17 protein-coding genes, 1 rRNA gene and 1 pseudogene are annotated in these 23100 nt (G+C 70.3%); 8 read left to right on the top strand and 11 right to left on the bottom strand.

Features of this window, described 5'->3' with window-relative positions:
* From ACLJQZ_RS29795 to ACLJQZ_RS29815, 5 genes are all read right to left on the bottom strand, one after another.
* Nucleotides 1-67, bottom strand: a 16S ribosomal RNA gene (locus tag ACLJQZ_RS29795); the annotation flags it as partial.
* Nucleotides 68-422: 355 nt separating this feature from the next.
* Nucleotides 423-1616 carry a low temperature requirement protein A gene (locus ACLJQZ_RS29800; protein WP_410623182.1) on the bottom strand — a complete coding sequence of 398 codons (1194 nt, stop codon included), beginning with the start codon at nt 1614-1616 and terminating at the stop codon, nt 423-425.
* 427 nt (nt 1617-2043) lie between these two features.
* Complete coding sequence (locus ACLJQZ_RS29805; protein ID WP_410623348.1) at nt 2044-3528, bottom strand: MFS transporter; 1485 nt, start codon at nt 3526-3528, stop codon at nt 2044-2046.
* A gap of 112 nt (nt 3529-3640) precedes the next feature.
* Nucleotides 3641-7228, bottom strand: coding sequence for a DNA polymerase III subunit alpha (gene dnaE, locus ACLJQZ_RS29810; RefSeq protein WP_410623183.1), 3588 nt, complete (start codon nt 7226-7228; stop codon nt 3641-3643).
* A gap of 209 nt (nt 7229-7437) precedes the next feature.
* Nucleotides 7438-9942 (bottom strand): GH92 family glycosyl hydrolase, encoded by a 2505-nt coding sequence (locus tag ACLJQZ_RS29815; protein WP_410623184.1) that lies wholly within the window; start codon nt 9940-9942, stop codon nt 7438-7440.
* A gap of 206 nt (nt 9943-10148) precedes the next feature.
* On the opposite strand from ACLJQZ_RS29815, the gene ACLJQZ_RS29820 reads away from it, so the two are divergent.
* The 4 genes from ACLJQZ_RS29820 to ACLJQZ_RS29835 all read left to right on the top strand — a co-directional run bounded on the left by ACLJQZ_RS29820 (nt 10149) and on the right by ACLJQZ_RS29835 (nt 14859).
* Complete coding sequence (locus tag ACLJQZ_RS29820) at nt 10149-10796, top strand: FadR/GntR family transcriptional regulator (RefSeq protein WP_410623349.1); 648 nt, start codon at nt 10149-10151, stop codon at nt 10794-10796.
* A gap of 4 nt (nt 10797-10800) precedes the next feature.
* Nucleotides 10801-12225 carry an amino acid permease gene (locus tag ACLJQZ_RS29825; protein ID WP_410623185.1) on the top strand — a complete coding sequence of 475 codons (1425 nt, stop codon included), beginning with the start codon at nt 10801-10803 and terminating at the stop codon, nt 12223-12225.
* Nucleotides 12222-13148, top strand: coding sequence for an asparaginase (locus ACLJQZ_RS29830; protein ID WP_410623186.1), 927 nt, complete (start codon nt 12222-12224; stop codon nt 13146-13148). Before ACLJQZ_RS29825 ends, ACLJQZ_RS29830 begins: the two co-directional genes overlap by 4 nt.
* Nucleotides 13149-13233: 85 nt before the next feature.
* Complete coding sequence (locus ACLJQZ_RS29835; protein WP_410623187.1) at nt 13234-14859, top strand: CocE/NonD family hydrolase; 1626 nt, start codon at nt 13234-13236, stop codon at nt 14857-14859.
* Here ACLJQZ_RS29835 and ACLJQZ_RS29840 read toward each other — a convergent pair.
* Together ACLJQZ_RS29840 and ACLJQZ_RS29845 are read right to left on the bottom strand one after the other, a co-directional pair.
* The gene (locus ACLJQZ_RS29840; protein ID WP_410623188.1) at nt 14856-15614 is read right to left on the bottom strand and encodes a metallophosphoesterase; all 759 of its coding nucleotides are present in this window, start codon (nt 15612-15614) and stop codon (nt 14856-14858) included. The genes ACLJQZ_RS29835 and ACLJQZ_RS29840 overlap by 4 nt on opposite strands.
* Nucleotides 15611-16243, bottom strand: coding sequence for a GntR family transcriptional regulator (locus tag ACLJQZ_RS29845; RefSeq protein WP_410623189.1), 633 nt, complete (start codon nt 16241-16243; stop codon nt 15611-15613). Before ACLJQZ_RS29845 ends, ACLJQZ_RS29840 begins: the two co-directional genes overlap by 4 nt.
* Nucleotides 16244-16288: 45 nt before the next feature.
* On the opposite strand from ACLJQZ_RS29845, the gene ACLJQZ_RS29850 reads away from it, so the two are divergent.
* Nucleotides 16289-17467: an aminotransferase class V-fold PLP-dependent enzyme gene (locus ACLJQZ_RS29850; RefSeq protein WP_410623190.1), complete on the top strand. Its 1179-nt coding sequence runs from the start codon at nt 16289-16291 to the stop codon at nt 17465-17467.
* On the opposite strand, the gene ACLJQZ_RS29855 is transcribed toward ACLJQZ_RS29850, so the two are convergent.
* Nucleotides 17464-18411, bottom strand: a complete 948-nt coding sequence (locus tag ACLJQZ_RS29855; protein WP_410623191.1) for an SDR family NAD(P)-dependent oxidoreductase — start codon at nt 18409-18411, stop codon at nt 17464-17466. The two genes, ACLJQZ_RS29850 and ACLJQZ_RS29855, sit on opposite strands and share 4 nt — an antisense overlap.
* Before the next feature lie 63 nt (nt 18412-18474).
* A pseudogene (locus ACLJQZ_RS29860) lies at nt 18475-18624 on the bottom strand (acyl-CoA dehydrogenase family protein); the annotation flags it as partial.
* A gap of 16 nt (nt 18625-18640) precedes the next feature.
* Between ACLJQZ_RS29860 and ACLJQZ_RS29865 the strand changes: the two are divergent.
* Nucleotides 18641-20134 carry an AMP-binding protein gene (locus ACLJQZ_RS29865; protein ID WP_410623192.1) on the top strand — a complete coding sequence of 498 codons (1494 nt, stop codon included), beginning with the start codon at nt 18641-18643 and terminating at the stop codon, nt 20132-20134.
* 5 nt (nt 20135-20139) lie between these two features.
* The gene (locus ACLJQZ_RS29870; RefSeq protein ID WP_410623193.1) at nt 20140-20556 is read left to right on the top strand and encodes a cupin domain-containing protein; all 417 of its coding nucleotides are present in this window, start codon (nt 20140-20142) and stop codon (nt 20554-20556) included.
* On the opposite strand, the gene ACLJQZ_RS29875 is transcribed toward ACLJQZ_RS29870, so the two are convergent.
* Nucleotides 20553-21017: a MarR family winged helix-turn-helix transcriptional regulator gene (locus ACLJQZ_RS29875; RefSeq protein ID WP_410623194.1), complete on the bottom strand. Its 465-nt coding sequence runs from the start codon at nt 21015-21017 to the stop codon at nt 20553-20555. The genes ACLJQZ_RS29870 and ACLJQZ_RS29875 overlap by 4 nt on opposite strands.
* Nucleotides 21018-21142: 125 nt before the next feature.
* Here ACLJQZ_RS29875 and ACLJQZ_RS29880 point away from each other — a divergent pair, with 125 nt between their 5' ends.
* Nucleotides 21143-21646 carry a carboxymuconolactone decarboxylase family protein gene (locus ACLJQZ_RS29880; protein ID WP_410623350.1) on the top strand — a complete coding sequence of 168 codons (504 nt, stop codon included), beginning with the start codon at nt 21143-21145 and terminating at the stop codon, nt 21644-21646.
* Between the two features lie 337 nt (nt 21647-21983).
* Here the strand turns inward: ACLJQZ_RS29880 and ACLJQZ_RS29885 are convergent, their stop codons facing one another.
* Nucleotides 21984-22874: a hypothetical protein gene (locus ACLJQZ_RS29885; protein WP_410623195.1), complete on the bottom strand. Its 891-nt coding sequence runs from the start codon at nt 22872-22874 to the stop codon at nt 21984-21986.
* Between the last annotated feature and the right edge of the window lie 226 nt (nt 22875-23100).

Here is a 23100-nt window from a genome sequence, read left to right on the forward strand (position 1 = left end):
GTTCGACTTGCATGTGTTAAGCACGCCGCCAGCGTTCGTCCTGAGCCAGGATCAAACTCTCCAACAATGAATAGTTTGATCGAGACTATGTACTCAATCATTCTCAAAGGAACCTCATACGAGGTTATATATAAGCTCTACTGGCTTAGTTCACTAGCACACTGTTGAGTTCTCAAGCAACACACTCCGGAATCACCCGCTTTATCCGCGGGCTCAACCTCGGCGATTGTTTCAAGCCTTTGTTGTTCCGAGGCTATCACCTCGGTTCAGGACCACCCACTCTACCACTTTCGTGGGAGCTTGGTTCGTGGCCCTGGCGGCCGCCCGGTTTCCCTGGCGACTTGGAGAACTTTACATGCCCCGAAACGGCCTCGCACAGGGGGGTCCCTTTTTTGCACACGAGGCCGCTGACCTGCGGTGATCTACTCCCGCGGCTGCCCGTGGGCGAAGACGACCGTGACGGCGACGAGCGCGGCCGTGAGCACCGCGGCGACGTGGATCGGCACCGGCGTGAACGACGCCGCGACGACGAGCACCGCGGTCACCGGGAAGCCGACGGCGATCGGCCGGCACTCGTTGGCCGGGCCGATGTGCAGCAGCCAGACGCTCAGCAGGAAGACCGCGACCGGCACCGTCGTCGCCATCGCCGCGGCGATCGGACCGACGTCGTGCAGCGTGTGGGTGTCGTAGCCGACCGCCACCTCGAGCCCGGCCCCGACCGCCGCCGCGGACGCGAAGATCAGGTAGTGGCCGTAGCCCCAGCTCATCGTCGTGAACAGGGTCGGCCGGCGAACCAGCCGCGCGTGCCCCGGCTGGTCGAAGTACAGCCACCACATGGCGAACACCAGCACCAGGCCGGCCGCGGCGAGCGAGATGAGCCCGCCGACGTGCTCCGCCTCGGCGGCGCCCTCCTTGATCGCGGTGGTCGCGCCGAGGATCACCTCGCCGAGCACGATCAGCGTGAACAGGCCGTACCGCTCGGCGATGTGGTGCGGGTGCCACGTGGTGCCGAAGCGGCGCTCCGCCCACAGCGGGACGGCGAGCTCGAGCACGACGAGCACGAAGAAGGCGATGACGGCCGGCGTTCCCGACAGCCACAGCCGGGCGATCCACAGCACCTGGACGGCGGTGATCCCGACGGCGTAGCGCAGGGCGGCGGGCCGGCAGGGCGGGTCCGACCGCGCGGCGCGCAGCCACTGCGCCACCATCGACAGCCGCATCAGCACGTAGCCGGGGACCATCAACCGGAAGTCGCCCTCGAAGGCGGTCTCCACCCCGGCCGCGACGGTCAGGCCGCCGGCGATCTGCACCAGCGTCGCCAGGCGGTACGGGACGTCGTCGGTGTCGAACGCCGACGCGAACCAGCTGAAGTTCAGCCAGCCCCACCAGATCGCGAAGAAGACCAGGGCGAAGGAGAACACGCCGTGGCCGATGTGGCCCTCGGCGAAGGCGTGGTGCAACTGCGCGGCCGCCTGGCCGACGGCAACCACGAAACACAGGTCGAACAGCAGTTCCAACGGCGTCGCGACGCGGTGGCGCTCACCGCGGTCGCGCGCCAGCATCGACCGGTGCCACAGGCGGATCCGGCTTCCGGGCCGCGGCGGCCGCTCGGTCATGGACCCTCCCGGGCTCGTGCCTGTCGGATCCGGTCATCCCAACATGATCACGAGCAGCGGGAAAGCGCGACACGGGCGAAAAGGACGGGCGGGCCCGGTTCCCCCTCACCCGGGCCCGCCCGCCGCCGTCACGCGCGCTGCGGCCGGCCGATGGGCAGCCCTTCCGCGAGTGCCGGACGGTCCCCCGCGGACGCCGACACTCACTGGACGGAAGGTGACCGAGTGTGTCCACTCCCTCGAACTCCGGACGCTTCGGTCGCTCAGACCGGTCACCCCATCCCCGGGTGGCCGATCGATTGCCACTGTCGGTAGCCGAAGCCGCGCAGTGAAGGCTCCATAAGATCTACCCGGTCGCTCTGCGTAGCACCAGTGCCTTTCCGCGCTCGTCACTCGTTTGGAGCATCGCGAATCTGCGGAAAGTAGTCTCCTAGCCCCGGTGGACGTCCGCGGCGGACGTCTCGGCCCCGCTGGCCGCCGGATCGTCCCCGGAAAGCTGCGCACGGTGTCTCCGCGCCCGCAGTTCGGCCACGGCGAGGCCCAGCGCGCCGCACGTCAGGACGGCCGCGCAGCAGAGCGCGACGGTGAGCGCCACCTGGTAGTCCCCCGCCGCGACGACGACCGCGCCGAAGACCGACGCCAGCACGGCTGTGCCGATCGCCGTGCCGATCCGCTGCCCGGTCTGCAGCGCGCCGCCGGCGACGCCGGCCAGCCGGACCGGGACGCACTCCAGTGTCAAGGTCGTGTTCGGCGAGATCACCATGCCGCCGCCGACCCCGGCCAGCACCAGCGGCAGCGCGAACGCCCATCCCGCGGCCGCGGGCGGGACCAGCTGGGCCAGCAACGCGACGATCAGCAGGCCGAGGGCGACCAGCGCCAGCCCGGTGACGGTGAGCCGGCGACCGAAGCGCGGCACCAGCCGGCCGGCGACGGCCGCGGCCACCGCCGAGCCGAGCGCGAACGGCGTCACCGACAGCCCGGACTGCAGGGGCGTGTAGCCGAGGCCCTGCTGGAAGAACATCGCGAAGACCAGCCAGATCCCGGCGAACCCGCAGAAGTAGAGCGCGCCCACCGCGGCGCCGCTGGCGTACCCCGGGGTGCCGGTGAACAGCCGGGTGTCCAGCAGCGGCGACCGGCCGCGCCGGACCAGCGAGTGCTCCCAGCGCACGAAGCCGGCGCCGAAGGCGAGCGCGATGACGAACATCCACCACAGCCGCGCCGGACCGCCGTCGTCGGACTCCACCACCGGGAGCAGGACGCCGAGGACCGCGACGGCGAGCAGCAGGATCCCGACGAAGTCGATCTCCGACCGCAGCCTGAGCCCGCTCTTCTCGCTGCGGGGCAGCAGCCGCAGGGCCAGGGCGAACGCGAGCACGCCGATCGGGACGTTGACGTAGAACACCCAGCGCCAGCCGTCCGGATCGCCGAAGACGGCGAGGATCACGCCGCCGAGGATCGGGCCGACCGCCGTCGAGATGCCGACGACCGCGCCGAACATGCCGAACGCGCGGCCGCGCTCGGGCCCGCGGAAGAGGTCCTGGATCAGGCCGGTGTTCTGCGGCGTGAGCATGCCCGCCGCCATGCCCTGGGCGAGCCGGGCGAGCACCAGCGTCGTCTCGTTCGGCGCCGCGCCGGCCAGTGCGCTGGTGGCGACGAACGCCGCGAGGGCGCCGAGGAACATCTTCCGGCGGCCGAACGCGTCGCCGAGGCGGCCGCCGGTGACCAGGACCAGGCCGAACGCCAGCGCGTACCCCGAGACGACCCAGCGGATCCCGCCGCTGCTCGCGCCCAGGTCGCGCTGGATCGACGGCAGCGCGACGTTGACGATGCTGACGTCGAGCAGGCCCATGAACCCGGCCGTCAGCGAGACGGCCAGCGCCTTCCAGCGCTTCGGGTCGGGTTCGTAGTCGTCCATCGAGGGGCTGACCTCACCGGTGCTCACGGGGCGGGGATACCCACTCAGCAAACACGAAGGGCCGGATCCGCGCGCGTTGTGCGCGCGGATCCGGCCCGTCCGGAAGCCGTGCTCAGGTCGACGCGGTGATCCCGCGGATGCCCTTCAGCTCGCCGATCAGCATCGAGCTGACCTTCACCGGGTAGTCGTGGAGCGCGAACACCGTCTGGTTCCGCCCGACCAGCTTGAGGTGGACCATCGTCTCGCCCTTGTGCGCGAGCAGCGTGGAGCGCAGCTCGCTCACCACCGACTGGTCGATCTTCTCCGCCGCGGCCAGCAGGACCAGCGGCGGCTCGTCGTCACCGTTGCCGGTGCCGACCTCGGACAGGTCCAGCGTCGCCAGGCCGCCGCCGAAGATCGACATCTTGTCTTCGCGCCAGTTGATCCGGCCCTTCACCAGCACCGCGTTGTCCTCGATCAGCTCGGAGGAGAACAAGGCGTACGACTTGGGGAAGAACAGCACCTCGAGCGAGGCGTCCATGTCCTCGACCGTGCAGATCGCCCAGGGCTCGCCCTTCTTGTTGACCCGCCGTTCGAGCGACGTGATCAGCCCGGAGATGACGAGCTCGCCCTCCCGGGGCGGGTCGGCCAGGATCCCGGCGATCGGCTTCGGGGCGTGCTTGCGCAGGATCCGCTCGGCGCCGTCGAGCGGGTGGGCCGAGACGTACAGGCCGAGCATCTCGCGCTCGTAGGCGAGCAGTTGCTTGCGCGGGTACTCCTCCTCGCCGAACTTCAGGTGCGCGAGCGGCGACGAGGACGGCGCGGCCTCCTCGCCGTCTTCCCCGCCGAAGCCGAACAGGTCGAACTGGCCCATCGCCTCCTGGCGCTTGAGCGGGACGACGGCTTCGACCGCGTCTTCGTGGACCTGGATCATCGACAGCCGCGTGTGGCCGAGCGAATCGAACCCGCCCGCCTTGATCAGCGACTCGATGACCCGCTTGTTGCAGACCACGAGCTCGGACTTGTCGAGGAAGTCGGTGAAGGTGGAGTACTTCCCCTTCTCCGCGCGGGTCTTGATGATCGACTCGACGACGTTCGCGCCGACGTTGCGGACCGCGCCGAGGCCGAAGCGGATGTCCTCGCCGACGGCCGCGAACCGCAGGGCCGACTCGTTGACGTCCGGGGGCAGCACCTTGATGCCGAGGCGGCGGCACTCGGACAGGTAGACCGCCGACTTGTCCTTGTTGTCGCCGACCGACGTCAGCAGGGCCGCCATGTACTCGGCCCGGAAGTTCGCCTTGAGGTAGGCGGTCCAGTACGAGATCAGGCCGTACGCGGCCGCGTGGCTCTTGTTGAACGCGTAGCCGGCGAACGGGAGGATCGTGTCCCAGAGCGCCTTGACGGCCTCGGCGGAGAACCCGCCCTCGAGCAGGGGGCTGGCCTTCATGCCGGCCTCGAAGCCGTCGTACTCGAGGTCGAGGACTTCCTTCTTCTTCTTGCCCATCGCGCGGCGGAGCACGTCCGCGCGACCCATCGTGTACCCGGCCACCTTCTGGCCGATGTGCATGATCTGCTCTTGGTACACGATCAGGCCGTAGGTGTCGGCCAGGATCTCCCGCAGCGGCTCGTCGAGCTCCGGGTGGATCGGCTTGACCTTCTGCCGGTTGTTCTTGCGGTCGGCGTAGTCGTTGTGCGCGTTCATGCCCATCGGGCCGGGGCGGTAGAGCGCGCCGACCGCGACGATGTCGTCGAACACCGTGGGCTCCATGCGGCGCAGCAGGTCGCGCATGGGCCCGCCGTCCAGCTGGAACACGCCGAGCGTGTCGCCGCGGGCGAGCAGCTTGTAGGTTTCCTTGTCCTCGACGCCCAGGGTGTCGAGGTCGATGTCGATCCCGCGGTTGGTCTTGATGTTGTCGATCGCGTCACCGATGACCGTCAGGTTCCGCAGGCCCAGGAAGTCCATCTTCAGCAGGCCGATGGCCTCGCACGACGGGTAGTCCCAGCCGGTGATGATCGAGCCGTCGTCACGCTGCCAGAGCGGGATCGCGTCGGTCAGCGGGTCGCACGACATGATGACCGCGCAGGCATGCACGCCCGCGTTGCGGATCAGGCCTTCGAGACCGCGGGCGGTGTCGAAGATCGTCTTGCACTCTTCGTCCGTCTCGACCAGCGCGCGGACCTCGGCGGCCTCGCCGAAGCGCTCGTGCTTGCTGTCGACGATGCCCGAGAGCGGGATGTCCTTCGCCATGATCGGCGGCGGCAGCGCCTTGGAGATCTTGTCCGCGATCGCGTACCCCGGCTGGCCGAAGTGGACCCGCGCCGAGTCCTTGATCGCGGCTTTGGTCTTGATGGTGCCGAAGGTGATGACCTGGGCGACCTTGTCGACGCCGTACTTGTCGGTCGCGTACCGGATCATCTCGCCGCGCCGGCGGTCGTCGAAGTCGATGTCGATGTCGGGCATCGAGACGCGCTCGGGGTTCAGGAACCGCTCGAACAGCAGCTTCTGCGGGATCGGGTCCAGGTTGGTGATACCGAGCACGTACGCGACCAGCGAACCGGCGGCCGAACCACGGCCGGGGCCGACGCGGATGCCGACGCGGCGGGCGTAGCTGATGAGGTCGGCGACGATCAGGAAGTAGGCCGGGAAGCCCTTCCCGATGATGACGTCGAGCTCCTTCTCGATCCGCTCGTCGTAGCCCTCGGGCGGACCGGCCGGGAACCGCCAGGCCAGGCCCTTCGCGACCTCTTCGCGCAGCCAGCCGCCCTGGTCGTAGCCCTCGGGCACCTCGAAGAACGGCAGCCGGTCCTTGTGCGAGTAGACGTCCTCGTAGGACTCGACGCGCTCGGCGATCAGCAGCGTGTTGTCCGACGCGCCGGGAACTTCCTTGTCCCAGTACTCGCGCATCTCGGCGGCGGCCTTGAGGTAGTAACCGTCACCGTCGAACTTGAACCGGGTCGGGTCGTTCAGGGTCTTGCCGGCCTGGACGCACAGCAGCGCCGAGTGCGTGTCGGCCTGGTCCTTGGTGACGTAGTGCGAGTCGTTCGTCGCGATCGGCTTGAGGTCGAGCAGCCGGCCGACCTCGAGGAGGCCCTCGCGGACCGACCGCTCGATCGGCAGGCCGTGGTCCATCAGCTCGAGGAAGAAGTTGTCGGCGCCGAAGATGTCCTTGTAGTCGGACGCGGCCTGGATCGCCGCTTCCTTCTGGCCCAGCCGCAGCCGGGTCTGCACCTCGCCCGACGGGCAGCCGGTGGTCGCGATGATCCCCGAGTGGTTCTCCGAGATCAGCTCGCGGTCCATCCGGGGCTTGCGGTAGTAGCCCTGCATGCTGGCCAGCGAGGACAGCTTGAACAGGTTCCGCAGGCCGGTGGCGTTCTGCGCGAGCATCGTCATGTGGGTGTACGCGCCGGCGCCCGAGACGTCGCCGCCCTCGCCCAGCTCGTCGGACCCGCGCTGGTTCTGCTGCCCCCAGAAGACCGGCTTCTTGTGGAAGCGGCTCTCCGGCGCGACGTAGGCCTCGATGCCGATGATCGGCTTGATGCCGTGCTTCTTGGACTGTTGGTAGAACTCGTCGCCGCCGTACATGTTGCCGTGGTCGGTCATGCCGACCGCGGGCATGCCGAGGCGCGCCGCCTCCGCGAAGAGGGGAGCGATCTTCGCCGCACCGTCGAGCATCGAGTACTCGGTGTGGACGTGCAGGTGGACGAAGGAATCGTTCGACACCAGCGAAAACCTCCCCTAGGTCGGTGGGACCGGCTGCGCGCGGGTCACTCACCCTAACCCGTGGCTCGAGTGGCCCGCGCACGTGCTCGCCGCGCTCGATTCTGCTCCTCGCCGGGACGGTTCCGGCGGTGCGACGCGCCACCGCTTCGAGCGGTGATGATCACGGCACGCGGTGCTGCCGGGCGGTCACCCGGAGGTGCGCACGCGCGTCAGCCGAGCGGGGTGACGAGGATCCGGGACGGCTTGGGCGCGACGGCCGGGGCGGCCACGTTCGGGTGAAATGCCGGGAGCGCGGCCTGCGGCGGGGCGTCCGCGGCCGCCGTGCCCCACGTCGGGTTCGGGGTCGCCGACAGGTCGTAGGTGATCGTGCCGCCGTTCGCGACGAACGACTCCGCCACCCACGGCTTGGACGACGGCGAGCCGTTCACGCGCACGCCCTGGACGTAGTACGTGTCCGCCGAGGCGCGCGGGGCTTCGACCGTGATCGTCGCACCGTTGCCGCGGTGGACGACCGCGCGCGGGAACAGCGGCGACGCCAGCACGAGGTCCGCTCGGCTCGGGACCTGCGGGAACATGCCGAGCGTGGCGAAGACGTACCAGGCCGACATGGTGCCGAGGTCGTCGTTGCCCGGCAGGCCGCCGGTGCCCGGGCCGTAGACCGTGTTCACGATCTGGCGGACCGTCTGCTGCGTCTGCCACGGCCGGCCGAGGTAGTCGTAGAGCCAGGGCGCGTTGATGTCCGGCTCGTTGCCCGGGTTGTAGTGGACGTCGTCGACGCCCGACAGCGCCCAGTTGCCCGCCGCGTCGTGGAAGAAGCCGTCGAGGCGCTTCACCGCGGCGGGCGCGCCGCCCAGGCCGCCGACCACGCCGGCGACGTCGTGCGAGGCCATCCACGTGTACTGCGCGCTGCTGCCCTCGACGAAGCCCGTGTCGGTCGACGGCTGGAACGGCGTCACCCACGAGCCGTCGGCCTTGCGCGCCTGGACGTACGGGCCGTCGGCGCTCGCGCGCGGGTTGACCAGGTTGCGCCAGTAGCCGGAGCGCGCGAGGAACGCGGCCGGGTCCTGACCGAGACGCGACGCCCAGTCCGACAGCGCGAAGTCGGCGACGGAGTCTTCGAGCGTCTCGGCGGCCGAGCCCCAGCAGTGGCAGGCGTCGTCCGGCGCGTAGTGCAGCTTCAGGTAGTCGGCCAGGCCCGGCCGCTGGCCGACGCACTGGATCGGGCAGCCGGCGTCGCGGGTGTCGTTCGCGGTCGGCACGGTGGCCGCGCGGGCCAGCGAGCCGAAGGCGCCTCGGACGTCGAAATCGCGGGCGCCGAAGGCGTACATCCCGGCCAGCGCGGGTGCCGACGGGTCGCCGGACATCACGTGCGTGCCGCCGTTGTCGTGCAGCCAGCGGTCCCACTCACCGCCGTTCTGCCCGGCGAAGTTGTAGAGCGACTGCGCGTAGTCGCTCGCCCGGGCCGGGTCGAGGAACGCGAGCAGCTGGACCTGCCCGCGGTAGACGTCCCAGCCGGAGAACGTGCCGTACTGCGCGTGCTGGCCCTTCGCGAGCCGGTGGACCTTCCGGTCGCTGCCGAGGTACTCGCCGGTGACGTCGCTGGCCAGGCTCGGCTGCTGCAGCGCGTGGTAGAGCGCGGTGTAGAACGTCGTGAGCTGCGCGTGCGTGCCGCCGCCGAGCTCGATCTTCGTCAGCTGGTCCTGCCACGCCTTCCGGGCCGACGCGCGGACGCCGTCGAACGTCCGGCCGGCCGGGATCTCGGCGTCGGCGTTGCGCTGCGCGTTGGCGGCGCTGACGTAGGAGATGCCGATCCGCGCGCTGACCGGCCCCTTGCTCGCGTCGAAGCCGACGTAGCCGCCCGAGCCCTTGCCGGCGCGTGCGGCGTCGGTGAAGCCCTCGCCACCGGTCGCGCTGCTCGTGCCCGGCCGCAGGGTGCCGTCGACCCAGGTGCCCTGGCCGCTGATCGGCTGGTCGAAGGTGACGCTGAAGTGCAGCGTGTAGTAGGAGCGCTGGTTCTCCTCGCCGCCGGTGGTGCGGCCGCAGAAGCCGCCCGAGTCGACCGAGCCGGTCACCCGCCGGTGCGCCGCGTCGATGCTGATCGAGGCGTTCGCGCTGCCCGGCAGCGAGTTCGACGTCCGGAAGAGCAGGTTCGCCGGCTTATCCGCGGGGAAGGTGAACCGGCCGAGCCCGGCCCGGTCGGTGGTGGTGAGGTCCACGCCGACGCCGTTGGCCAGGCCGACGCCGTAGTGGCCCGGCTCGGCGGTCTCGTCGGCGTGCGAGAAGTCGCTGGCGAAGACCTGGTCGGTGCGATCGGCCGACGGCGAGGACAGGACGGCGCCGGGGAACGGCATGATCGGCACGTCGCCGGACGCGCCCGGCGTGCAGCCGGTGCCGTTGAGGTGGGTCAGGCTGAAGCCGCGTACCCGCGTGACGTCGTACTGGTAACCGCCGGCGGCGCCGGTCCCGTTCTGCAGCCCCTTCGTCGTGGTCGGGCTCCAGGCGATCATCCCGAACGGCGTCGTCGCGCCCGGGTAGGTGTTGCCCGCGTTGGTGCTGCCGATCAGCGGGTCGACGTAGGACGCCGGATCGGTGACCAGCTCGACGCCGGCCGCGGCGGGCGTCGCGAACGCCGTCGCCGCGAGGGCCACCGCTCCGAGCAGGGTCAGGATCTTCCGCGCGGCCATGGCCCGCCCTTCGCCGGTGACGTGCGACAACGTTGTCAGACTGACGCTGCGCAACGCTACGGTCACCCGTTTGCACCCGTCAACGACCCGGTGAACTTCTGTCCGGTTGTCAGGGTGGCCGGTGAAGTGAGCCACAAGCGCGTGGTCCCGCGTTGACACCGCCGCGGCCGGGACCGAGCATCCGATCCATGAACCTGTCCGACAGCCGGACAGCCGGTCCCCGGCGGGTGAGCGCCATGGAGGCCGTGCTGGCCCACCTGCGCCGCCAGATCGAACGCGGCGAGTACGCCGTCGGCGACAAGCTGCCGTCCGAGGCCGCGCTGGGCAAGGAGTTCGAGGTCAGCCGCTCGGTGGTCCGGGAGGCGCTGCGCGGGCTGCAGGCGCTGGGGCTCACCGAGTCGAAGTCCGGCAAGGGCACCTTCGTCACCGCGACCGGGCCCGCCGAGCACCCGGTGTTCGGGCCGTACTCGGCCCGCGACCTGATCGAGGTGCGCCGGCACGTCGAGATCCCGGTCGCCGGGTACGCGGCGCTGCGGCGCTCCGCCGACGACCTCGACCTGCTCGGCCACCTCGTCGAGCGGATGGACGCCGAGACCGACAACACCGCGTGGGTCGCGCTGGACTCGCTGTTCCACATCACCATCGCCCAGGCTTCGGGCAACCCCGTGTTCGGGAAGGTGATCGAGGAGATCCGGGACGCGCTGGCCCGCCAGTCCGCCTTCCTCAACCAGCTCGGCGACCGCCGGCAGCGCTCGAACGTCGAGCACCGGGCGATCGTCACGGCGATCGCCGACGGCGCGGAAGCCGCCGCGGTCGAGGCCATGACGGCCCACCTGCGGCACGTCGAAGCCACCTTGACCAGCATCGTGAACGGGGACGAGTAGCACCTTGACCGAACAGACCCTCACCCCGGAAACCACCGCCGACGCGGGCGACGCCGGTTACCGCAAGGCCCTGAAACCGCGGCACGTGAACATGATCGCGATCGGCGGGGCCATCGGCACCGGCCTGTTCCTCGGCGCGGGCGGCCGGCTCGCCCAGGCCGGACCGGCACTGGCGATCGTCTACGCCGTCTGCGGGCTCTTCGCGTTCTTCGTCGTCCGCGCGCTCGGCGAGCTCATCCTGTACCGGCCTTCGAGCGGCGCGTTCGTCTCCTACGCGCGGGAGTTCATGGGCGAGAAGGGCGCATACGTCGCCGGCTGGATGCACTTCCTGAACTGGTCGACCACCGGCATCGCCGACATCACGGCCATCGCGCTCTACGCGCACTTCTGGTCCTTCTTCACACCGATCCCGCAGTGGGTGCTCGCGCTGATCGCGCTCGCCGTCGTGCTGACGCTGAACCTGGTTTCGGTGAAGCTGTTCGGCGAGATGGAGTTCTGGTTCGCCATCGTCAAGGTCGCCGCACTGGTGCTGTTCATGGTCATCGGGATCGTGCTGCTGGCCACGCGGACGCCGATCGACGGCGTCGCGGGCGGGCCGCAGCTGATCACCGGGCACGGCGGCATCTTCCCGGCCGGGCTGCTGCCGATGGTCATGATCGTGCAGGGCGTGGTGTTCGCCTACGCGTCCATCGAGCTGGTCGGCGTCGCCGCGGGCGAGACCGAGCACCCGGAGAAGATCATGCCGAAGGCGATCAACTCCATCATGTGGCGCATCGCCGTGTTCTACGTCGGCTCGGTCGTGCTGCTGGCCATGCTGCTGCCGTGGAGCTCCTACACGAAGGAGCAGAGCCCGTTCGTCACCGTGCTGTCGCACCTGGGCGTACCGGCCGCGGACAGCGTGATGAACCTCGTCGTGCTCACCGCGGCGCTGTCCAGTCTCAATTCGGGGCTGTACTCGACCGGCCGGATCCTGCGGTCGATGGCCGCGGCCGGGTCCGCGCCGAAGTTCACCGGCGTGCTGAACCGCAACCAGGTGCCCTACGGCGGGATCCTGCTGACGGCGTCGGTCTGCGTGCTCGGCGTCGGCCTGAACTACCTGGTGCCGAAGGAGGCCTTCGACATCGTGCTGAACTTCGCCGCGATCGGCATCCTCGCGACCTGGGCCATCATCGTGCTGTGCCACCTCCTGTTCGTCCGCAAGACCGAGCGGGACGGCCTGGAGCGGCCGTCGTTCCGGCTGCCGTTCTCGCCCTACACCGAGATCGTGACGCTGGTGTTCCTCGCCGCCGTCGTGGTGCTGATGGGCTTCGACGAGACCGGCCGGATCACGCTCATGGCGCTGCCGGTGATCGCTCTCGCGCTGATCGCCGGCTGGTTCGCCGTGCGGAAGCGGATCGACATGAAGGCGTTCGACAAGGCGGGCCTGTGAACCACGAACTCCTGGTCGAGCTGGTGCGCGACGGCATGGTCGAGGGCGGGCACCACGGCTCGGTGATCGTGCTCGCCCCGGACGGCACCACCCTGTTCGGCGCCGGCGCGCCGGACGCCCCGATGTACCCGCGGTCGACCGCGAAACCGGTGCAGGCCACGGCGATGGCGCGGCTCGGGCTGCGGCTGCCGCCCGCCGGGTTCGCCATCGCGGCGGCCAGCCACTCCGGCGAGCGGATGCACCTCGACGCCGCGTCCGCGGTGCTCGGCGAGCGCTCCCCCGGCGAGCTGGGCAACCCGGCCGACTTCCCGTACGACCCGGTCGAACGCGACGCTTGGGTCGCGGCCGGGCGGGCCCCGAGCAAGCTCGCGCACAACTGCTCCGGCAAGCACGCGGCAATGCTGGCGACCTGCGAGCTGAACGGCTGGGCGTCCGACGGTTACCTCGACCCGGCCCACCCGCTGCAACGCGCGATCGCCGCCACCTTCGAGGACCTGACCGGCCGCGCGATCGAGCGGGTCGCGGTCGACGGCTGCGGCGCGCCGCTGTTCGCGACCACGCTGCGCGGGCTCGCCACCGCCGCCTCGAAGATCGCCACGGCCGCGCCGGGAACGCCGGACCACCTGGTCGCCGACGCGATCCGCCGGCACCCCGAACTGGTCGGCGGCAGCCGCCGCGACGTCACCGCCGTGCTGCGCGCGGTGCCCGGGCTCATCGCGAAGGACGGCTTCGAAGCCGTCCAGGTCGCGGCCCTGCCCGACGGCACGGCGATCGCGGTCAAGATCGCCGACGGCGGCGACCGGGCCCGGCGGCCCGTGCTGGCCGCGGCGCTGGCGCTGTGCGGGGTGAGCGTGCCACCCGGGCCGGAAAACCTGCGCGTCACCGGAAAACTGGCCGAAGCACTCGGCGTGGGGAGTCCCTGAGCCACGTCGCTCCGGTTGCCAGGCGCGCGACCTCGGGTACCGTCGGATCCGGAAGGTGTTACTCCGCTTCGGAAGGCGTGTGCCCGTGCTGGACCGACTTGTCGACAGAGCTCTCGGACTCCCCCGCGCCGAAGGACCGAAACCGGTCATCACGCGCGACCTGCCGGTGCCGATGCCCGACGGCGTCACGCTGCTCGCGGACCGGTACGCCCCGGCGGGTGACACGCCCGCGCCGGTGGTGCTGATCCGCACGCCGTACGGGCGCGCCGGCCTCCTGTCGAAGCTGTTCGGGAACACGTTCTCGCGGCACGGGCTGCAGACGGTCATCCAGAGCACCCGCGGCTCGTTCGGCTCCGGCGGCGAGTTCCGGCCGTTCCACCTCGAGCGGGAGGACGGCATCGCCACCGCCGAATGGCTGCGCGCGCAGCCGTGGTGCGACGGCAACCTCGCGATGGCGGGCGCCAGCTACCTCGGGCACACGCAGTGGGCGCTCGGGCCCTACCTCGACCCGCCGCTGGCCGCCATGTGCCTCGGCATCACGGCGTCGGAGTTCGTCTCGACGTTCTACCCGGGCGGCGTGCTCGCGGCGGACAACATGGTGTCGTGGTCGGCGATGATCGGCCGCCAGGAAGAGCGCTTCGGCGCGTTCCCGAACCCGCTGCAGGCGCGCAAGACGCGCCGCGCGATGGCGCACCTGCCGCTCAGCGGCGCCGACGTCGCCGCGATCGGGAAGCCGGTGAAGTTCCTGCAGGACATCACCGAGCACTTCGTGCCGGACGACACCTACTGGGCCATGTCCGACCACAGCGCCGACGTCGAGAAGCTCGACGTCGCGGTGTCGATGGTCACCGGCTGGTACGACCTGTTCATCCGCGGGCAGCTGCAGGACTTCCGGCGGCTCGCCGAGGCCGGCAAGGCGCCGCGGATCACGATCGGCCCGTGGTCCCACGGCGAGCCGGCGAGCATGCGCCCGATGATCCAGGACCAGCTCGGGTTCCTGCGCGCCCACCTGCTCGGCGACCGCACGTTCCTGCAGCGCGCGCCGGTCCGGATCTTCCTGCAGGGCGCGGACACCTGGCTGGACTTCGAGGCGTGGCCGCCGCCGTCGACCGCGACGGCGGCACACCTGCGCCCGATCGGCGGCCTCGGCGAGGTGGGCGGCGACGAAGCGCGGCCGACGACGTTCACCTACGACCCGGCGGACCCGACCCCGGCGGTCGGCGGGCCGCTGCTGACGGGCGTGACGAAGCAGCGCGACAACCAGGAGATCGAGGCCCGGCCGGACGTGCTGGTCTTCACCGGCGAGCCGCTCGCGTCGGACCTGGACGTCATCGGCGAGGTGGCCGCGACCGTGCACGTGCGGACCGAGCTCGGGCACGCCGACGTCTACGTCCGGCTCTGCGACGTCGACGCGGGCGGCGTCTCCCGCAACGTCACCGACGGGATCCTGCGGCTGCGGCCGGGCTTCCCCGAAGCGGACACCGGCGGCGTGGTGACGGCGGAGGTCACGCTCGACCCGACGGCCTACCGCTTCCGCCGCGGCCACCGGCTGCGCGTCCAGGTGGCGGGCGGCGCGTTCCCCCGGTTCGCGCGCAACCACGGCACCGGCGAGCCGGTCACCGCGGCGGTGGACGGCAAGCCGAACCGCTTCGAGATCTTCCACGACGCGGCCCGCCCGTCGCGGATCACGCTGCCGATCTTCACTCCCTAAGAGATGTACGGGACCACGCGGTGGTGCGTGGTCACCCGGCCGTCGTCGTGCAGCACGTGCAGCAGCAGCGACGGCGGCCGGTCGTACTCCAGCGGGCCGCCCTCGTCCCAACCCCGGTCGCCGCCCGGCTCGACCGGCAGCAGCGACCCCGAGACGACGCCCGGCGCGATCCGCAGCGGCACGCCGGCGAACGTCGTCGACGCGCCGGTGTGGACGTGGCCGGCCAGCAACGCCACCACGCGCGGGTGGCGGGCCAGTACCGCGGCCAGCCGCTCCTCCCCCATCTGGCGGATGCCGTCCACCAGCGGGAGGCCGACCTCGACCGGCGGGTGGTGGAAGGCGACGAACGCCGGGCCGTCGCCGCCGGACAGCACGCCGTCGAGCCAGGCGAGGGTCTCGTCGGCGAGGTGACCCGCGCCGCGGCCGGGGATCGTCGAGTCGCACATGGCGAACAGCACGCCGTCGACCTCGCGGGCGTAATCGATCGGGTCGTCCGACGCCGGCTGGTCGAGCAAACCTGTCCGGAACTGTGCGCGGACGTCGTGGTTGCCGGGACACACCAGCACCGGCGCCGGGTGCTTCAGCAGCTCGGCGGCCCGCGCGTACTCCGCGGCCGCGCCGTGGTCGGCGATGTCGCCGGTGACGACGACCGCGGCGACGGCCGGCCCGTCCAGGTACGCCATCACGACGGCGACGCGTTCTTCCGCGCGCGGCCCGTCGTCGAGGTGCAGGTCGCTCAGGTGCGCGATGATCATCTTTCGTCCTTCCCCAGGTACGCCAAGGCTTTCACCCAGTTGCGGACGAGCACCGCGGACGCCGTCGGCAGGTCGCCGTCCCGCAGTGCCGCGGCGATCCGGCGGTGCTCGCCGATGCTCTCCCCGGCGCGGGCCGCCCCGCCGAAGTAGCACGATTCGTACCGCTTGAGCAGTGGCTTGGTCTGCTCGATCAACCGCAGCAGGTGCGGGTTCGGGCAGCGGGACAGCAGCAGCGCGTGCCACCGTTCGTCCACTTCGGACAGATCCTCGCCGCGCTCCAGCGCCGCGGCCATCCCGTCGGCGACGACGTCGAGCGCGTCGGGCAGCCCGGCGAGCTCCAGCGGCGACGTCCAGCGCAGGGCGAGGGCCTCCAGCTCGGCGACCAGCGGGTAGAGCCGGCGGGCCTCGTCCGGGTCGAACGGCGGCACGAGGAAGCCGCGCCCCGGCTCGGCCACGAGCAGGCCGCGACCGGCGAGCCCGATCAGCGCCTCCCGCAGCGGCGTCCGGCTGACGCCCAGCTCACGGGCCAGGTGCACCTCGTTGACGCGGGCGCCGGCGGCGAGCCGCCCGTCGAGCACGCGGGTGGTGATCTCCTCGATGAGATCGCTGCGCAAAGGGGTGCGGGCCATCCGGGCAGTATTGCATGCAATCAGGTCGTACTGTATTCAGTTTGCATGACCTTTGACGGCTTCGATGTCGACCGCGCCCGCCGTGAGACCCCCGGCTGCGCGGAAGTGGTCCACTTCAACAACGCCGGATCCGCCCTGCCCCCGGCCGTCGTGACGGACACGGTGGTCGACTACCTGCGCCACGAAGCGCTGATGGGCGGGTACGAAGCGGCCGCCGAGGCCAAGGACCGGCTGGCGGCGGTGTACACGTCGGCGGCGAGGCTGGTCGGCGGCGAACCCGACGACATCGCCATCACCGACAACGCGACGCGGTCCTGGCAGGCCGTCTTCTACGCGCTGCCGTTCGCCGCGGGCGACCGGATCCTCACCTCCACCGCCGAATACGCCAGCAACGCGATCGCGTACCTGCAGGTCGCCCGGCGCACCGGCGCGGTCGTCGAGGTGGTCGGCGACGACGAGTCCGGCCAGCTCGACGTCGAGGACCTGAAGCGCCGGATCGACGGCAGCGTCAAGCTGATCGCCGTCAGCCATGTGCCCACCCAGGGCGGGCTGGTCAACCCGGCCGAGGAGATCGGCGAGGTCGCCGAAGCTGCCGGGATCCCGTTCCTGCTCGACGCGTGCCAGTCCGCGGGCCAGCTCGACCTCGACGTCTCGCGCCTGAAGTGCGACGCGCTGTCGGTGACCGGCCGCAAGTACCTGCGCGGGCCGCGTGGCACCGGTTTCCTGTACGTCCACCCGCGGCTGCGCGAGCGGCTGGAGCCGGCGATGCTCGACCTGCACTCGGCGGTCTGGACGGCGCCCACGGAGTACGTCGTCGACCCGACCGCCAAGCGCTTCGAGGTGTGGGAACGCGACTTCGCCGCGGTCTTCGGCCTAGGCGCGGCGATCGACTACGCGCTCGAGTGGGGCCTGCCGGCCATCGAGGCCCGCGTCGCTTCCCTGGCCGGGACGCTGCGCGGCCGGCTGGCCGACGTCGGCGCCCGCGTGCGCGACGTCGGCGTGAAGAAGTGCGGCATCGTCACCTTCAGCGTCGAGGACACCCCCGCCGCGGACATCAAGGCGCGGCTGGCGGAGGCGGGGATCAACACGTCGGTGTCGTCGCGCACGTCGGCGCAGTTCGACTTCACCGCGCGCGAACTGCCGGACCTCGTCCGGGCGTCGGTGCACTACTACAACACCGAGGACGAGATCGAGCTGCTCGTGAAGGCGGTCGAGAAGCTCTAGAAGGCGTTGACGCCGGTCAGCTCGGCCGACACCGTCCACAGGCGCTCGGCGAGCGCCGGGTCGATCGCGTAGTCACGCACGCCGACGCGCGTGCCGTCGGCCGGGGCGGGCTCGGCGACGTCGCAGTCTTCGAGGTAGACGCCGCCGAGGCCGCCGAGCTGCGGGGACGTCGCCGCCCAGACCTGGGTCGCCGCGCCCTGTTCCGGCGTCTTGATGTCGCCGGAGGTCCGGCCCTCTTCGTCGACCATGCCCGCGTCGATCAGCTCCTGGCGGCTCAGGTGCCGCACCAGGTCGGTCAGGATCCGGCCCGGGTGCAGGGCGAACGCGCGGACGCCGTGGCCCTGCGCGAGCTTGTCGAGCTGGACCGCGAACAGGACGTTCGCCGTCTTCGCCTGGCCGTAGGCGAGCCACTTGTCGTAGCCCTGCTCGAAGTTGAGGTCGTCGAAGCGGACCGGGCCGTAGTGGTGGCCGCGCGAAGACACCGAGACGACGCGCGCGCCCGGGTTGAACGCGGGCCAGAGCCGGTTCACCAGGGCGAAGTGGCCGAGGTGGTTGGTCGCGAACTGCGCCTCCCAGCCCGGGCCGACGCGGGTCTCCGGCGCCGCCATGATCCCGGCGCTGCCGATGAAGACGTCGATGCCGCGCCCCGACGCGACGAACCGTTCGGCGAACGCGCGGACGCTGTCGAGGTCACCGAGGTCCAGCTCGTCGATCTCGACGTCGTCCAAGCCCCGCAACGCTTCTTCCGCCGTCGCCCGGCGCCGTGCCGGGACGACGACGTGCGCGCCCGCCCGCGTCAGCGCGCGCGTCGTCTCGAGCCCGATGCCGGAGTAGCCACCGGTGACGATCGCGAGCTTGCCGGTCAGGTCGATGCCGGCCAGGACGTCGGACGCCGTGCTGGTGGCGCCGAAGCCCGAGCCGGTCTTGTGCTGTGCAGTGGTCATACCCCCGACGTTAAGAGCTGGAGTGCACTCCAGCGCAAGTCAGCCCTTGAGCGCGAACGACGCGATCGCCTGGCCCGCGATGCCACTGTCGGTGCCGAACAGGGACCGGAACGCGGGCGTCGTCCAGCCGAGCTCGATGGCCGGCCGGACGTCTTCGGCCATGCCGAGCCCGAGGCCGCCGTACTCCTCCGGCAGCGCCCAGCCGAACAGGCCCGGTAGCGTGCGGTGCGTGAGCACCTTCTACGACGTCGCCGCACAGCACCCGGACCGGCTCGCGGTGCTCGCCCCGGACGGGCGGTCCGCGACCTTCGGCGAGCTGGCCGCGCGGGCGAACCGGCTGACGCACGCCCTGCACCGGCTCGGCCTCGGCGAGGGCGACGGCGTCGTCGCGATCGTCCACAACGGACTCCCCTACTTCGAGCTGCTGTTCGCCACGCTGCAGGCGGGGATGTACTTCACGCCGGTCAACTACCGGTCCTCCGCCGAGGAAATCGCCTACGTCGTCGGCAACAGCGGCGCACGCGTCGTCGTCGCGGACGCGGACATCGCGCGCGACTGCCCGCCTTTGGTTGCCGTGGAACGCTTTTCGGTCGGCGCGGCGGACGGCTGGGCGGACTACACGTCCTGGGGCGAGGACGAGCCGTCCACCGCGCCGGAACCGCGGACGGCCGGGCAGACGATGCTCTACACCTCGGGCACCACGGGCCGGCCGAAGGGCGTCCGCCGCGCGCTCAGCGGGAAACCGCCGTCCCTGCACGAAATCCACCGCGACCTGCTCGCGATGATGGACGTCCACGAGGGCCCGGGCGTGCACCTCGTGGCCTGCCCGCTCTACCACGCCGCGCCCGGCTCGTTCAGCGTCAACGCGATGCACCTCGGGCACTCCGCGGTGCTGATGGACAAGTTCGACGCCGAGGAGACCTTGCGGCTGGTCGAGCGCCACCGGGTGACGAGCACCCACCTCGTGCCGACCATGTTCCACCGGCTGCTGCGGCTGCCCGAAGACGTCCGCGCGCGGTACGACCTGTCGAGCCTGGTGAGCGTGATCCACGGCGCGGCACCGTGCCCACCCGAGGTCAAGGAGCGGATGATCGCGTGGCTCGGCCCGGTCGTGCACGAGTACTACGGCGCGTCGGAGGGCCTGATCTGCGGCGTCACCGCGGCGGAGTGGCTGGCGGCGCCGGGCACGGTCGGCCGGCCGCTGACCGGCGTGCGGCTGAAGATCGTCGACGACGACGGCGCCGAGGTGCCGCTCGGCGAGCCCGGCACGATCTACTTCAGTTCGGCGCACACCGCGCTCGACTACCTCGGCGACCCGGCGAAGACCGCGGCCGCCCGATCGGGCGAATTCCTGACCGTGGGCGACTTCGGCTACCGCGACACCGAAGGCCGCGTGTTCCTGCTCGACCGCCGGACCGACCTGATCCTCTCGGGCGGGGTCAACATCTACCCGGCCGAGATCGAGGCGCGGCTGCTCTCGCACCCGGACGTCGCCGACGCGGCGGTGATCGGCGAGCCGGACGACGAGTGGGGCCAGCGGGTGATCGCCGTCGTCCAGCCGATCCCCGGCGTGCCGGGTGACGACGCCCTGGCCGCGCGGCTGGCCGAGCACTGCCGCGCCGCGCTGGCCGGGTTCAAGACCCCCAAACGGTTCGACTTCACCGAGCAGCTGCCGCGCACGGAGTCGGGCAAGATGCTGCGGCGCACCCTCCGGAAGGACTGACACCGATGCGCAAGCCGATCGCCGTCACCACCGCCGCACTCGCCGCGTTGCTGGTGCTGCCCGCCACCGCGTCCGCGACGCCCGGCAGCGGGGTCACCGGCACGATCCTCGCGCAGAAGACGATCGGCCACACCGGCTACACGCTGCGGGAGATCACCATCCAGCCCGGCGGCTACACCGGCTGGCACCTCCACGACGGCACGCTCTACGCGTACGTGAAGGCGGGAACGCTGACGCACAACAAGGCCGACTGCTCCCTCGACGGCCGCTACCGCACCGGACGGGCGTTCACCGAACAGCCCGACCAGGTGCACATCGGCCGCAACCTCGGGACTACACCGCTGGTCCTCGAAGTCCTGTACGTGCTTCCGGCGGGTAGCCCGCTCTCCGAGGACGCACCAAACCCGGGCTGCGGCTTCTAGCTCGTGAACCAGCCCGCCGCGTCGAGGCGGTAGGCCGCGGGGCCGACGACGGCGCGCAGGTCGGTCTCCAGCGCCGCAATCCGATCGGCGCCCACCGTGCGCGCCCAGTCCGCGCGCAGCTCGTCGAAGATCTCCGCCGACTTCGTGAGGGCGTCGACGCCGTGCGCGGTGAGCCGCACGATCTTGCGGCGCGCGTCGGCCGGGTCGTCGGCGCGCTCGGCGTACCCCAGCGCCTCGAGCCGCTCCACGGTCTTGCCCGCGGCCTGCTTGGAGACGCCGAGGCGCCGGCCGATCTCGGACGCCGTCGCACCCTGGACGCCGATCGCCTGCATCGCGAAGCCGTACGACGGCCGGACGCCCGCATGCCCGCGGCGGGCGAGCTCGGCGTGCAGGCGGTCGATGAGCGTGCGGAAGCCGCCGAAGAGCAGGAACGGCAGCTCGTAGCCGGGTACGTCGGTCATAGCCCCTTGCCAAGTTCGACAACCAGGTTTACGGTTTCGACAACCACATTGTCGATCCTACGTCTGGAGACGTCTTGTTCCCCGATCACACCCCGGAGTCTGCTCCCCCGGCCGCCCGCCCCGCGATGGCGGCCACGGCCAAGAAGTTCGGCGGCCACGTCCCGGCCGCCGTCGCCCGCCTGGCGACGTCACCCGAGCTGCTGAACGGCTTCCTCAAGCTGAACGCGATCTTCGAGTCCACCACCCTGCCGGCGCTGGACCGCGAGGTCCTGATCATGACGGTCGCGGCCCGCAACGGCTGCCACCTCTGCGTCGCGATGCACACGGCTTCCCTGCACGGCCTCTCCGCGTCACCGGAACTGGTCACGGCGCTGCGGGCGGAGTCGGCGCTGCCCGCGCCGCACCTTGAGGCGTTGCGCGGGTTCGTGCACGCGGTCATGGACACGACCGGCGAGGTCCCGCCCGAAGCGCTGGACGCGTTCACCGGCGCGGGGTACACGCCGCGGAACGCGCTGGAAGTGGTGCTGGGCATCGGAACCTACACACTGTCGACGTTCGCGAACCGCCTGACGGGAGCACCGCTGGACGACGTCTTCGCCGGCCACGCCTGGCACGCTACCGCGGTCTGAAACCTCCGCCATCAAGCCAGCGTAAAGAAAATCACCGTCGAGCGAACCTCCATTCCTTCCCTAGTGAAACCTTGGATCATAGCCGGGCCCAGGACGGCGCGCCGAAGCTGCGAAGGCGATGCCGACAAGATCCACTCGGTCCGGCGACACCCTGTTGTCGAGCTAAGCAGCCCGGGTGTAACGTCCGTGCCCTGCCAGCCGATTTGGCGAGAAGAAGGCGCGTGCGCGCCCCTACATAAATGGAGATCGCATGACAGGCGGAACGGAGGGAGGAGGCGGTTTTCGCCTCTTTCAACTCTGAACGTAGATGTTCTTCGAGCAGGCTGTTCAGCGAAAGCTAGACAGCCTGCTTTTTTGTTCGTGGCTGCATGTCGAGCTCGACGCCGATCCGGGTACCAGGAGCCGGACTCTTCGCGGCAAAGGCGACAACGTAGTCATCGCCGTCCCAGTGTTCGTCGACCGCGCGCAGGCCACGCCGGGTGATCGCCGGCTGCACACCAGCGACATCCTTCAGTCTGATCTCGTACCGAAAGTCGATCACGCGATTGGTGAAGAGGACGTCGAACAACTCGGCGGATCGAGCGGTACGCAGGTCTGAAGAGAATTTCGGCCACCGCCACTCGACCGTCACCACGTCGCCGTTCCGCACTCCGCTCGCCAGATGGACTACAACACTATGCTTAGGCCTCCCATCAGCGGACTGAGCCCACGAGTAGGTCGAGTAAGCTCGAACATCCCGGTTTCGGCCACCACCATTGCGAAAGTACGCATACTGCTTGACGCGACGCTTCGCGCGATCTCCGAGTGACAGCGAACCGTAATAGATCGAATTCAGCTTCACGAAATGCGGTTCTGCATCCTCGATCGGAGAGATCGTCTGCTCAATACGAATGACACAATCGCCGTTCGCCGCAATCTCCACGGTTTGGCGCCACTTCTTCACATGGAACGGATTCTCGAATTCAACAAGGTTGACGTAACGGTTAATCATGTTCGCGTCGCGCTCGATCCGGGCGTAGAGTCGCCTGCGCTCAGCGATACCCAGGAGGAGTACCAGTACTGCCGCGACCGCCAGCACGGTCACACTGACCAGACGGAACCAAGTAGCACCGAAGAGCGTACTAAGCGCACCGCCTACTCCCAGAAAAGTGACGACCGCTCCGCCCAACCGGCCGTAGCCGTGCTCGGCAACGTAGTCGTCGAGCACACCGATCAGTCTTTCGATCACCCAGCGCCCTCCTTGCCCGCTCGCGCCCGATCCGAGCCACTGTAGCTCGCGATCAGGCCGGTATCACCGCACCATCGAAAAATTGATCGAGCCGTGGTTTCCAGGGAGAACGGACAAATCCTGGACAGTTCCGAACGCATATCACCCGATCGGCCCAGCAATTCTCCGGATACGTCATTACCTGGTACCGACGAGCCGGGCGACACGAAAGAGGGCGGACGTACCC

The sequence above is a fragment of the Amycolatopsis sp. cmx-8-4 genome (genome assembly GCF_046548675.1).
Taxonomy (GTDB): domain Bacteria; phylum Actinomycetota; class Actinomycetes; order Mycobacteriales; family Pseudonocardiaceae; genus Amycolatopsis.